Here is a 13,356-nt window from a genome sequence, read left to right as displayed (position 1 = left end):
AAATACAGTGGCTCAATGACAGTCGCTTTGTATTTTTGTCTGCGTTATGCCTATCGCTAGATGGCCTTAAAGTAGGTCAATATTTGCGCTGGGCTTAACACTCGATTGGGTGAGGAGCACGTATTATCATGTCTGCTTTTAATTGGTCAGCCATTGCTTTTATCTTAGCCGCCATTGGGCTAGTTGTCTTTATGCTGGTCGTTCCGCGTTTGCTTGGCGGTCGCTCTCAAGGTTCACAAAAAGAAGAAGTATTTGAAGCGGGTGTTGTCGGATCTGGCAACGCCCGTATTCGTTTGTCTGCCAAATTCTACTTGGTGGCGATTTTCTTTGTTATCTTTGATCTAGAAGCGCTATATCTTTACGCTTATGCGGTGTCAGTGCGTGAAGCGGGCTGGCTTGGCTTTGCTGCTGCCGCCGTCTTTATTACCATCTTAATCATTGGTTTGATCTATGAGCTAAGCTTAGGTGCGATGAACTGGGCCCCAGCTGACAAGCGTCGTAAAAAAGCACGTCTGTATGCCGCACCTGCTGGCTTTAATTTGGCCGACATCACAGGTTTTGATGGGGTTGATGAGCTGATGGTTGATCCGACGGGCAAAATCCCAGCGCAGTCCTCCGGACAAATTAATGTCTCAAACAATATTGAGACCAATCGCCGCCATCTACAAAACATCGATCATATTAATACCACCGGTCATGTCACTTCCGTGGATTTTGTGTCGTCTGCTCCGCGTGATAACGTTGGGCGTTAGTGGCTAACGGTCTTGTCAGGCTTCTTATAGCGGATAAAGACTGTTAGCAGAGACAGGATGACGCCGTCATGTTTGTCTGTTGAATGTATATTAATGATCATTTATTCATAATAGAAGTTAAGGCGGTCGTGATGGCAAGGTGTTTGCCACGCGACGCCTAATATAAAGGTTGTATGTTATGAAATACACATTAACAAAAGCCAACCCTGATGCAGATACCTATCCTGCACAGACCAGTCAAACGGTCAACGATCCTATCGAAGACGAAGTCAATAAAAATGTCTTTATGGGTCGTCTCGAAGACCTCGTCCATTCGACAGCAAATTGGGGGCGCAAGCACTCGCTCTGGCCATTTAACTTTGGTACGTCTTGCTGTTATGTCGAATATGCCACGACCTTAACAGCGGTCCACGATTTGTCTCGCTTTGGGGCAGAGGTTATTCGTGCCTCGCCCCGTCAGGCAGATGTCATGATCGTCGCTGGTACTTGCTTTATTAAAATGGCGCCCGTCATTCAGCGTCTATACGAGCAAATGCTTGAGCCAAAATGGGTCATCTCTATGGGGGCCTGTGCTAACTCTGGCGGTATGTACGACATTTATTCTGTGGTACAAGGCGTCGATAAAATTATCCCCGTAGATGTTTATGTGCCAGGCTGTCCGCCGCGCCCAGAAGCCTTGATTCAAGGGCTAATGCTGCTACAAGAGTCCATCACCAAAGAGCGTCGCCCGCTTGGCATTCATGTCAATGAGCAGGGTGTGTATCAGCCGCAAATGACGCCTGAGCGTGACCGTAAGCAAGCGGATCGTATCGCTGTGAAAAACTTGCGTAGCCCAGACAGTATTTAGTCAGCCGGTGTTTAGCCAGTGATGGTTTAAGCGAGTAGTTTGGCTCGATAATTAAAAATCCCTAAACGGGTTAAGTGTGCATACGCTCATCATAGTTCGCTTATGTTTAACATAGCTCAGTTATGATTAATGAAGGAATACATCATTCATGGTCACGGTAGTCGAAAATATAGATCCTAAGATTAAGCCTGTTCCAGCTGTTATCAAAGAGTTGGAAGATAAGTATGCTGGCAAGTTTGTGATACAGCACACTGTGGATGAGATTCCAACAGTTTGGGTGGCGCGTGCTGATTTACTAGACATTCTCTTATTCTTGCGTAAATTGCCCAAGCCTTATGTCATGCTATTTGACTTGTCTGCCATCGACGAGCGACTGCGCCAGCATCGTGGCGGCTTGCCTGACAGTGATTTTACGGTGTTTTATCATCTGATGTCGCTTGAGCGTAATAGCGATGTACGCATTAAAGTGGCGCTGAGTGAAGATGATCTCAATGTGCCAAGCGCCACCCAGATTTGGCCAAATGCCAATTGGTACGAGCGCGAAGTGTGGGATATGTTCGGTGTGGTCTTTAGTGGTCACCCCCATTTGACCCGTATCTTATTACCCAAGTACTGGGAAGGGCATCCACTGCGTAAAGAGTATCACGCGCGTGCGACGGAGTTTACGCCGTACTTCTTGAACACAGCCAAGCAGCAATACGAGCAAGAGAACCTGCGTTTTGTCCCAGAAGAGTGGGGCATGAAGCGCTCAGGGCGTGATGAAGACTTTATGTTTTTGAACATTGGTCCTAACCATCCCTCGGCTCATGGTGCGTTCCGCTTGGTGTTGCAGCTGGATGGCGAAGAAGTGGTCGATTGTATCCCTGACATTGGTTATCACCATCGCGGCGCAGAAAAGATGGCTGAGCGTCAAACGTGGCATTCATACATTCCTTATACCGACCGTATCGATTATCTCGGCGGTGTGATGAATGAGCTGCCGTACATCATGTCGGTCGAAAAGCTGGCTGGTATTACGGTTCCACCGCGCGCTGAAACCATCCGCGTGATGATGAGCGAGTTTTTCCGTATTACCAATAACTTACTGTTTGTCGGTACTTTCATTCAGGACGCAGGCGGCATGACCCCGGTGTTCTATATGTTTACCGATCGCCAAAAAGCGTATGACGTCATCGAAGCGGTGACCGGTTATCGTATGCATCCGGCTTGGTTCCGTATCGGCGGTACGGCGGCTGATCTGCCGCGCGGCTGGCAGCGTCTGGTTCGTGAGTTCTTAGATTGGATGCCAAAACGCTTGGACGAGTACGTCAAAGCGGCACTGCAAAACAGTGTGCTTAAAGGTCGTACCCAAGGGGTCGCACAGTACAATGCCAAGCAAGCGCTGGCTTGGGGCGTCACTGGGGCAGGTTTACGGGCCACCGGCGTGGACTTTGATCTGCGTAAAGCACGTCCATATATGGGCTATGAAAATTACGATTTTGAAGTGCCAGTTGGGTATAACGGTGATGCTTATGATCGCTGTATGGTGAAAGTCGAAGAGATGCGTCAGTCGTTACGTATTATTCGTCAGTGTATGGACAACATGCCACAAGGACCTTACAAGGCTGATCATCCTCTGGCCGTACCACCGCCAAAAGACCGTACGCTAAACGATATTGAGACACTGATTAACCACTTTATCTCAGTATCGTGGGGACCTGTGATGCCAGCGGGCGAGTGTACGACGATCGTCGAGGCGACCAAAGGTTTGAACAGCTATTACATTACGTCAGACAAAGCCACGATGAGCTATCGCACGCGTATTCGTACGCCGACGTTTGCCCATTTGCAGCAAATGCCGTCAGTCATCAATGGCTCGCTTGTATCCGATGCTATTATGTATTTGGCGTCGATTGATATTGTGATGGCGGATTGTGACCGTTAGCGTTTGTGAAAAAAGAGATACTAATCAATATATTATTGCCAAATGGCACACCAAAATGCTCTCACACGTCAATACGATCACAGTTGCAGTAGGACTGACGTTGCCTTGTGATAGAGCAGGATGAGTGAGGAAAGATAAAAGATTATGAAAATTGTTTCCGACAAAATGCCAAAAGTAGATGTGGCAAGCATCCTCACCGCTGAGGAAATCACTGCCATTCATGAGTTTATGCATCATTACCCACAGGCACGTGCAGCCTCGCTCGATGCCCTAAAAATCGTGCAAAAGCGCAACGGTTGGGTTGATGATGCACAAGTCAATGCCATCGCCAACATCTTAGACATTCCGATGTCAGATATGGATGGCGTCGCCACTTTCTTTAATCGCATTTATCGTCAGCCTGTCGGTCGCCATGTCATTCTGATTTGTGATTCGGTGGCTTGCTACTTAACGGGTTATGAAGCGCTCTCCGCTGAGATCAGATCGCAGCTCGGTATTGAGTATGGCCAGACAACCGCAGATGGCCGCTTTACGTTGTTGCCGATTTGCTGCTTAGGAAACTGCGACAAGGGGCCCGCGGTGTTGATTGATGAAGACACTTATGGCCCTGTCCAGCCATCTGAGGTTGCGCAATTATTGGAGCTATACGCATGAGTTTAACGATTTCAGAGCAAATTGCTCGTCGCGGCCAAGGCCAAGCGCCAAGCCAATTGAATGCACAGCGTGTTCCGATTTATGGTGATAAAGCGACAGCCACTAGTGAAACCAAGCCTTTGACTTGGCGTTTGGCGCATCATGATGCCGTGCTTGATCTGGCAACCTACGAGTCTTTAAAAGGCTTTACTGGCTTAAAGCAAGCGTTAAGTAAGTCACCTAAAGAGGTGGGCAATATGATTAAAGCTGCCAATGTCAGAGGTCGCGGTGGCGCAGGTTTTAACGCTGGATTGAAGTGGTCATTTATGTCGCCGCCGGACGGTTTGCCGCGCTATCTCATTTGTAACGCGGATGAGATGGAGCCAGGTACGTTTAAAGACCGTTTGCTCATGGAGCGTCTGCCGTTTCAGCTGATCGAAGGGATGCTGATCACCGCTCACGCTATCGGAGCGACGGATGGCTATATCTTTATCCGCGGTGAATACATTCTAGCCGCTGAGCGTTTGGTTACTGCCATCGAAGAGTGTTTGGCCAATAATCTAATGGGCGATAACATTTTAGGCTCAGATTTTAGTTTTAATTTGCATGTGCACACGGGCGCTGGACGTTATATTTGCGGTGAAGAGACGGCACTTATTAACTGCTTAGAAGGTCGCCGTGCCAACCCACGTACCAAACCGCCGTTTCCACAAATCTCTGGCGCATGGGGCCGTCCAACAGTTGTCAATAACGTTGAGACCTTAAGTAATATGCCAGCGATTTTAAATCATGGCGTAGAGTGGTATCAGTCGCTATCTAAGATTAAAGGTAAAAGTGACACCCCTGGTACTAAGCTGTTTGGCTGTTCAGGACGGGTGAACGACCCAGGCCTATGGGAGCTGCCTTTTGGTTACACCGCTCGTGAGATTATTGAAGACTTGGCGGGCGGTATGAAAGACGGCAAAAAACTAAAAGCATGGTTGCCAGGCGGCGCCTCAACCGACTTTTTAACCGCTGATCATTTAGATGTAGTCGTTGATTTTGATTCAATTCAAGAAGCGGGTAGTCGTATGGGTACAGGGCTGATCATGGTGGTTGATGAATCACAAGACATGGTGCCACTGCTGCGTAATCTTGAGATTTTCTTTCAGCGCGAATCATGCGGCTGGTGTACACCGTGCCGTGATGGGTTGCCGTGGGGCGTTAAACTGCTCACCGCTATCAATGATGGCGAAGGGCAAGTGGGCGATGTCGAAAAACTAGAGGGCCTCACGCGTGACTTATGGATTGGTAAAACATTCTGTGCGCATGCGCCGGGTGCGATGGAGCCACTCATGAGTGCGATTAAATATTTCCGTCCTGAGTTTGATCAAAAAATCGCGCAGGCGGTTGGTGTAGACGTCATTGATGCTGCAGCCAACCAACAGCCAGTAGTGAAATAAGGAGAGCGGCATGGCAGTCATACATATTGATGGAACCACTGTCGAAGTAGATAGCAGCGACAACTTACTACAAGCCTGCTTATCACTCGGCATTGATGTGCCGTATTTTTGTTATCATCCCGCCCTAGGCTCAGTAGGCTCGTGTCGTCAGTGCGCGGTCAAGCAATTCCAAAGTAAAGAAGATATGGAAGCGGGTCGCGGTCGTCTTGTCATGTCATGTATGGTCGCACCTGAGAATGACACGTACATCTCAGTCACTGACGATGAAGCCAAAGCGTTTCGTAAGTCGATGGTTGAGCTACTCATGACCAACCATCCGCATGATTGTCCAACTTGTGAAGAGGGCGGGCATTGTCATTTGCAAGACATGACTTATATGTCAGGCCATAGTCGTCGTCGCTATCGCTTTACCAAACGTACCCATCACAACCAAGAGCTTGGCCCCTTTATCGCCCACGAGATGAATCGTTGTATCGCGTGCTATCGCTGTGTACGCTTTTATAAAGACTACGCTGGCGGCGAAGATTTGGGTGTTTATGGCTCAAACAATCGTGTTTATTTTGGTCGTGATCAAGACGGACAGTTTGAAAGCGAGTTCTCAGGCAACTTAACCGAAGTTTGCCCAACGGGTGTGTTCACTGATAAGACGCATTCTGAGCGCTACAACCGTAAATGGGACATGCAGTATGCGCCTAGCATCTGTCACGGCTGCTCGGCGGGTTGTAACACTTCACCGGGCGAGCGTTATGGTGAATTACGCCGCATCGAAAACCGCTACAACGGTGACGTAAACCGTTACTTCTTGTGTGACCGTGGTCGTTTTGGTTACGGCTATGTCAATCGTGCCGATCGCCCAACCCAAGCGCTTGAGCGTATCAATGATAAGCATGTCAAAATCAATATTGACTACGCACTCGATGAAACCATCAAACGTATCAAGGACAAAAAAGTCATTGGTATTGGCTCGCCACGTGCCAGCCTTGAGACTAACTTTGCGCTAAAAAACCTCGTCGGCTTTAATAACTTCTCGACAGGCCTGAACCATCAGCAGCAATCTCTGGTCAATAAATGTATCGAAGTGCTTAGTACTGAGGGCATCTATAACCCAAGCATGACGGATATTGAAAGTCATGATGCGGTGCTGGTACTGGGCGAAGACATTACCCAAACGTCATCACGTGTCGCGTTGTCAGTACGTCAAGCTGCGAAAAATGAAGGCCTAAAAATGGCCGCCGCGTTGAAGACGCAGCCTTGGCTTGCAGAACCGGTCAAACGTATCGCGCAAGATGCACTAAGCCCAGTTTATGTCATCGATGTGACGCAAACCAAGCTAGAAGACATCAGTAAAGTGAGCGTGGTCGCAACGCCTGAAGATATCACCAAACTTGGCTTTAAAGTGGCTGATGAGATTGCTAATTTCGCTGATGATTTAGCAGACATAACAGATCCACAAACAGCTGAACAAAACACTGATGCCAGTCCTGATAATGACGGCATGCAAGCATTGGCGCAGCAAATCGCTTATGATTTGATCCAAGCGGATAAACCATTGGTCATATCCGGTAGCAGCTTATCTTCTACGGCATTGATAGAAGCAGCGGCACAAATTACTCAGGTCTTAACGCAAAAACGCGCGGCAATCAAAGCAACTGAGCAGCAACAAGTTGAAGCGCATAATGCTATGGTTCGTGATAAGCAGCTCCGTGCAGTAGAAAAACAGGCACAAACTGAGCAACCTGAAGAAGACAAAGAGCTATCAGCAAAACCCGCCAAGCCTGCTACGGGCACCAATAAAGAAGCGCAAGATGATATTGAGCGTGAGCCTGCTGAAACTGCTGAGCTAAGAGAAGTTAACAAGCGTTACCACGCTCAAGCGGGTATTTATTTGACCGTTCCTGATTCCAACAGCATGGGCGTTTGCTTGCTTGGCGGTCAGTCAGTTGAAGAGCTGCTAGCGACCGATTTTGATGTGGTAGTGGTCGCTGAAAACCAACTGACAGACGCAATTGATGCCAGTAAATTAACGCAGCTATTGGCTGATAAAACCGTCATAGCCTTAGATCATCAGCTGCTCGATTGGCACAAAGACGTCGATATTGTATTGCCAGCCGCAAGCTTTGCAGAAGCGGATGGCACCTTGATATCGGCTGAAGGACGGGCGCAGCGCTTTTTCCAAGTGTATGACAACAATTACTACCATCCAATGAGCAGCATCAAAGAAGGCTGGCGCTGGCTACATGCGGTCCATAGCAGCGTTGAAGGCCGTGATGTCGATTGGACGCAGCTTGATGATGTGATCAATGCCTTGATTGCAACGCATCCTAAACTTGCGGGTATCAAAGGCGCGGCACCAGATGCCGATTACCGTATTACGGGTCTTAAAATTGCCCGTCAGCCGCGTCGGTATTCAGGTCGTACCGCCATGCGTGCGCCAATATCAGTCCATGAGCCGATGCAGCCAAAAGATTTGGACACCGGTTTAACTTTCTCAATGGAAGGTTATAGCGGCAAACAAACACCAAGTTCGATGATTCCTTTTGCCAATGCGGCAGGGTGGAACTCACCGCAAGCGTGGAATAAATATCAAGACAAGGTTGGTGGCCACTTAAAAAATGGCGATCCTGGAGTGCGCTTATTCGATCAGCTAGCGCGCCTAGCCACTCGTCAGTACGTCGCGCCTGACGTCACGTCTGCGAACACGACGGATATGCAGCAAGGACAAGCCAAATTGGTGCCTATCCATAACATCTATGCCAGCTCTATGATGGCATCTCGTAGCCCAATCGTCGCTGAGCAACTGCCTGTTGCCGCATGGCGTATTGGTGTGGATGATGCTAAAGACTGGAATATTGCGGCCGGTGATTACTTGGCGATTGAAATCGATAAGCAACAAATCACCTTGCCAGTACAGCTGGTGGGTTACTTAGCAGAAGGTTGTATCGGTTATCCAGTCGGGCAGGTGAGTATCATTCATCCGTCAATGCCAGCGTCGGTACGCAAAGTTGAGGCACCAGTGACGATGATGGGTAGCATGGCTAACGATATGATGAACAATAATAACGCTGCGCAAATGGATACAGCGCCGACCACCACACAGGAGGTGTAATATGCAAGTTACCCGTATTATCCCTGATGTGCCAAGCTTTTTGGCCGGTAGTATGAGCTTTGACGCTTGGTCTATTCTGTTTTTGGTGGGCCAATCGTTGGTCATCTTTTTAGTGGTGGTGCTGGTTGCTGCTATGATGATCATCTATGAGCGTCGCATGCTAGCCTTGTGGCAGGACCGTTATGGTCCCAACCGTGTCGGCCCTTTTGGTTCACTGCAGCTGATTGCTGACATGTTAAAAATCTTCTTTAAAGAAGATTGGACACCAAAATTTACCGATAAGTTTATGTTTACCTTGGCCCCAGCGGTCGCGATGTTTACCGCCTTGGCCTCCTTTGCCATTATTCCTATCTCGCCCATGCTGGGCGTGGCAGATTGGGACATTGGTATCTTGTTCTTCTTTGCCATGGCCGGTATCGCTGTTTACGCGGTGATGTTTGGGGGCTGGGCGTCTGCCAATAAGTTCTCGTTACTGGGTGGTTTGCGCTCTGCGGCACAGACCATCAGTTATGAAGTCTTTTTGGGTTTATCATTGATGGGCGTGGTCGCGTTAACAGGCTCCTTTAACTTGCGCGCTATTGTAGAGTCGCAAATTGATGGCTGGTATATCATTCCGCAGTTTTTCGGCTTTTTGACCTTTGTGGTGGCTGGTGTGGCCGTGACTCACAGGCATCCATTTGACCAACCAGAAGCAGAGCAGGAGCTCGCGGAAGGGTATCATGTTGAATACTCTGGTATGAAATTCGGTATGTTCTTCATTGGTGAGTATGTCAACGTTGTCTTGATTTCTGCCTTGATGACTTGCTTGTTCTTCGGCGGTTGGCTTGCGCCGTTCAATTTAGATATTCCATTTATTCCACCAGCTTTTTGGTTCATGATTAAAACGCTGTTCTTTATGACCATGTTTGTTTTGGCTCGAGGTTCACTCATGCGTCCGCGTTATGATCAGGTGATGAACTTTGGCTGGAAAGTATGTCTGCCCGTAACCTTGATCAATCTGTTGATTACTGCTGCGGTCATTTTGATCTTTTCCCCAACGTTATAGTCATTACTAGCCATCACTGATGAACTAGGGTAAAGCTGATAAGGATAATAATCCCATGTTTACTACCATAAAAAAGACCGTCATTGGTATATTTACCATTGTCCGCAGCATGTGGATGGTCAATAGTCATGCGCTCAGACCGCGTGATACCATCCTTTATCCTGAAGAGCCGGTACCTGTACCGCCGCGTTTTCGTGGACGTATTGTCCTAACGCGTGATCCTGATGGAGACGAGCGCTGTGTCGCTTGTAACTTGTGTGCGGTGGCCTGTCCGGTTGGCTGTATCTCGTTACAAAAAGCTGAGCGTGAAGACGGACGCTGGTATCCAGAGTTTTTCCGGATCAACTTTTCGCGCTGTATTTTTTGCGGATTGTGTGAAGAGGCGTGCCCAACCACAGCGATACAAATGACGCCTGACTTTGAGCTGGGTGAATATAAGCGCCAAGATTTGGTCTATGAAAAAGAGCATTTGCTTATTTCAGGACCAGGCAAATATCCCGATTATAACTATTATCGTGTGACGGGTATGGCGGTAGCGGAAAAACCAAAAGGGGCGGCACAAAATGAAGCTGCACCGATTGATCTGAGGAGCTTGCTGCCATGATGAATATTTTAAACCATCCTGAATTGGCAGGGTTTTATTCGCTTGCGGCGGTGGCAATCTTTGCCAGTCTACGCGTGGTGACCCAATCCAATCCAGTGCATGCGATTTTATCGATGATTGTGTCGTTACTGGCGATTGCTGGCATATTTTTTGTGTTGGGTGCGCCATTTGCAGGGGCACTTGAGATCGTTGTTTATGCTGGCGCTATTATGGTGCTGTTTGTCTTTGTCATCATGATGCTCAATTTAGGGATGACCAATGATGAGCGTGAAGAGCGTTGGCTTGATGCGGGTACTTGGGCGATACCGACAGGATTGACCCTGATTATTGCCGTCGTGCTTTACGCAATGATTGGTCTTAATCATGACGAAGCCGCTATGATTGGCGGTACGACGGTTTCAGCCAAAGTCGTTGGGACAGTGCTGTTTACTAAGTACGTGATGCTCATCGAAGTGGCGGCGTTGTTGTTATTGGCGGCCTTGGTTGCAGCGTATCATTTGGGCAAAGAGTCGAGCGATGATGAGGTCGTCGGTAATGACCCTCAAGGCTTTCAGACCCATACGGGTAATACCAAGCCATATGGTAACGATAGCACCCATACAAAGAGTGAGGCAGTAACAATGGCTGAACCTTACGAATATAAAGATGTTGACCCGCATGACTATGTAAGTATGAATGTGGGTGTGAATAAAGTCACGCGCAAGGAGTCCGACTGATGGTACTAGCAGCGAGCGTGGCACAAGACGTGTCAAACGTGCCGTTTGCCCACGAGGTGGTAGGCTTAGTACAGCCTGTGGCTGAGGTACACAATGTATTGGGTATGATCCCTATGAGTCATGGATTAATTTTGGCAGGGATCTTATTTGCCATTGGTCTGTGCGGGGTCATGGTACGACGTAATTTCCTATTTATGCTAATGAGTCTTGAGATCATGATGAACGCGGCAGCACTGGCCTTTGTGGTGGCAGGGAGTCGCTGGGTTGATCCAGATGGACAGATTATGTTTATCTTTATTTTGACGTTGGCAGCAGCAGAAGCGGCCATTGGTTTGGCCATATTATTGCGGTTTTATCATAAGCGTGGGCATCTTGATGTCGATAGCGCCAATGAGATGAAAGGATGATGTCATGAGTTTATTACCATTAACCTTTATATTCCCGCTCATTGGCTTTTTGATTTTAGCCTTTATGCGCGACAAATTAACGGAACAGGTGGCAGCGGCTGTCGGTGTCGGTAGCATGCTGTTATCAGCTCTATGTACGCTGGTGGTTAGCTATAGCTTTTTGACCACCAATCCAGCCGGCACGGTCGTAGAGATTCCGCTGTGGACGTGGTTCCAAGTGGGTGACTTTGCGCCCCATTTCGGCTTGAGCTTTGATGGCTTGGCACTGACCATGACTGGGGTCATTACGGGTATTGGCTTTTTAATTCATCTGTTTGCCGCTTGGTACATGAAAGGGGACACTGGCTTTGCCCGTTTCTTCAGCTACATGAACTTGTTCGTTGCCAGCATGCTATTGCTGGTATTAGCAGATAACTTGTTCTTGCTTTATCTCGGCTGGGAAGGCGTGGGTATCTGCTCTTACCTTTTGATTGGTTACTATTATCATGATAGAGCCAATGGCCTTGCCGCGATGAAAGCTTTTACCGTCACGCGTGTGGGTGATGTGTTCTTAGCCTTTGGTTTGTTTTTATTGTTCCGCGAGTTCGGTACGCTGAATATCCAAGAGATTATTACGCGCGCGCCAGAAGTATTCGATATTAATAATCCAACGATGATGCTTACTACCATGATGCTCGTTGGCGGGGCGATGGGTAAATCAGCGCAGTTGCCACTGCATACATGGCTGGCTGATGCGATGGCTGGTCCGACACCAGTCTCGGCTCTGATTCACGCCGCGACGATGGTCACCGCTGGGGTTTATTTAATTGCCCGTCTGCACCCCTTGTTTGAATTGACCCCAGGTATCTTGTTGTACTGGGTTGGCGGCGTAGGGGCGTTGACACTGGTGGTTGCTGGTTTCTGTGCACTTGCGCAAACAGACATCAAACGTATTCTTGCGTATTCGACCATGAGCCAGATCGGCTATATGTTCTTGGCGCTTGGCGTTGGCGCATGGCAAGGGGCTATCTTTCACTTAATGACGCATGCTTTCTTTAAAGCCTTGTTATTCTTATCATCAGGTGCGGTCATTCTTGCGGTACATCATGAGCAAGATATCTTTAAGATGGGCGGACTGCGTAAGAAAATACCATTGGTATTTTGGTGCTACATCGTGGGTGGCGGTGCACTGGCTGCGATACCTTGGGTCACTGTTGGCTTTTACTCGAAAGAAGCGATTCTTTGGGAGACTTATGCCACCGGTCATATGGTCCTGTTTTACATGGGAGTATTCGGTGCGTTCTTAACCGCGATTTATACCTTCCGTATGATTTGGATTATTTTCTTTGGCGAAGAAAAAACCCATGCACACAAATTATCAGGGGTGTCGTATTGGCTGCCTCTTACCGTACTGCTCGTGTTATCTACCGCGGTTGGCGCATGGATCACACCGCCCTTACAAGGGGTGTTGCCAGAGAGTGTTGGGCATTTATTAGAAGTGGCGGGTCAAGCGCATGGCAAACATACAGCAGAATATATTGCGATGGGTGCGATGGCGGCAGGTTTGATACTGGCGGCACTACTATATGTGGTCAATAAGGGCCGACTGCTGACGAGCTTTAAGCGCTCGCGTATTGGCGGGGCGCTATATCACTGGTGCTATCATGGCCTCGGCTTCGATGCGTTATACGATGTGATTTTTGTAAAACCCTTTTTGTTCATCGGCCGCTTATTTAAAGCCGACCCTATCGATAAAACGTGGTATGTGTTACCTAAGCTGGCTTCAGCAGGTAATAAGGTATTGTCTGCGACGCAAACAGGGTCACTTCGAGGCTATGCTGCAAGCTTTGGCTTGGGTATGGCGGTATTGCTAGTGCTGGTAATGATGACGGTGGTATAAG

Annotated in this window: 11 protein-coding genes; all 11 read left to right on the top strand. The window is 48.3% G+C overall.

Features of this window, described 5'->3' with window-relative positions:
* Positions 1–128 precede the first annotated feature (128 nt).
* The 11 genes from ndhC (at position 129) to nuoL (ending at position 13,355) form a co-directional block, all read left to right on the top strand.
* Entirely contained in the window at positions 129–752 is a 624-nt protein-coding gene (gene ndhC / locus B2P60_RS09755) for an NADH-quinone oxidoreductase subunit A (RefSeq protein WP_193005617.1), read from the top strand.
* Between the two features lie 178 nt (positions 753–930).
* The gene (locus B2P60_RS09750; RefSeq protein ID WP_193005618.1) at positions 931–1,599 is read left to right on the top strand and encodes a NuoB/complex I 20 kDa subunit family protein; all 669 of its coding nucleotides are present in this window, start codon (positions 931–933) and stop codon (positions 1,597–1,599) included.
* Positions 1,600–1,747: 148 nt separating this feature from the next.
* Positions 1,748–3,523, top strand: coding sequence for an NADH-quinone oxidoreductase subunit C/D (gene nuoC, locus B2P60_RS09745; protein WP_286741072.1), 1,776 nt, complete (start codon positions 1,748–1,750; stop codon positions 3,521–3,523).
* Between the two features lie 144 nt (positions 3,524–3,667).
* Positions 3,668–4,177 (top strand): NADH-quinone oxidoreductase subunit NuoE, encoded by a 510-nt coding sequence (gene nuoE / locus B2P60_RS09740; RefSeq protein ID WP_193005620.1) that lies wholly within the window; start codon positions 3,668–3,670, stop codon positions 4,175–4,177.
* Complete coding sequence (gene nuoF, locus B2P60_RS09735) at positions 4,174–5,598, top strand: NADH-quinone oxidoreductase subunit NuoF (protein WP_286741070.1); 1,425 nt, start codon at positions 4,174–4,176, stop codon at positions 5,596–5,598. Before nuoE ends, nuoF begins: the two co-directional genes overlap by 4 nt.
* Positions 5,599–5,608: 10 nt before the next feature.
* Positions 5,609–8,704, top strand: a complete 3,096-nt coding sequence (gene nuoG, locus B2P60_RS09730) for an NADH-quinone oxidoreductase subunit NuoG (protein WP_286741068.1) — start codon at positions 5,609–5,611, stop codon at positions 8,702–8,704.
* 52 nt (positions 8,705–8,756) lie between these two features.
* Entirely contained in the window at positions 8,757–9,749 is a 993-nt protein-coding gene (gene nuoH / locus B2P60_RS09725; RefSeq protein ID WP_286741127.1) for an NADH-quinone oxidoreductase subunit NuoH, read from the top strand.
* A 55-nt stretch (positions 9,750–9,804) separates the two neighbouring features.
* Positions 9,805–10,353, top strand: a complete 549-nt coding sequence (gene nuoI, locus B2P60_RS09720; protein ID WP_193005623.1) for an NADH-quinone oxidoreductase subunit NuoI — start codon at positions 9,805–9,807, stop codon at positions 10,351–10,353.
* A complete protein-coding gene (nuoJ, locus tag B2P60_RS09715) occupies positions 10,350–11,069 on the top strand; it encodes an NADH-quinone oxidoreductase subunit J (RefSeq protein ID WP_193005624.1) in 720 nt (239 codons plus the stop codon). The genes nuoI and nuoJ overlap by 4 nt, the downstream gene beginning before the upstream one ends.
* 98 nt (positions 11,070–11,167) lie before the next feature.
* On the top strand, positions 11,168–11,476 hold the full coding sequence (gene nuoK / locus B2P60_RS09710) for an NADH-quinone oxidoreductase subunit NuoK (protein WP_040641932.1): 309 nt from the start codon (positions 11,168–11,170) through the stop codon (positions 11,474–11,476).
* A gap of 4 nt (positions 11,477–11,480) precedes the next feature.
* Positions 11,481–13,355, top strand: coding sequence for an NADH-quinone oxidoreductase subunit L (gene nuoL, locus B2P60_RS09705; protein WP_198335137.1), 1,875 nt, complete (start codon positions 11,481–11,483; stop codon positions 13,353–13,355).
* Position 13,356: the final 1 nt, after the last annotated feature.

The sequence above is a fragment of the Psychrobacter sp. UBA3068 genome, from assembly GCF_002366815.1.
Classification (GTDB): Bacteria; Pseudomonadota; Gammaproteobacteria; order Pseudomonadales; family Moraxellaceae; genus Psychrobacter; species Psychrobacter namhaensis.
This window is presented reverse-complemented; position numbering and strand designations above follow the sequence as displayed.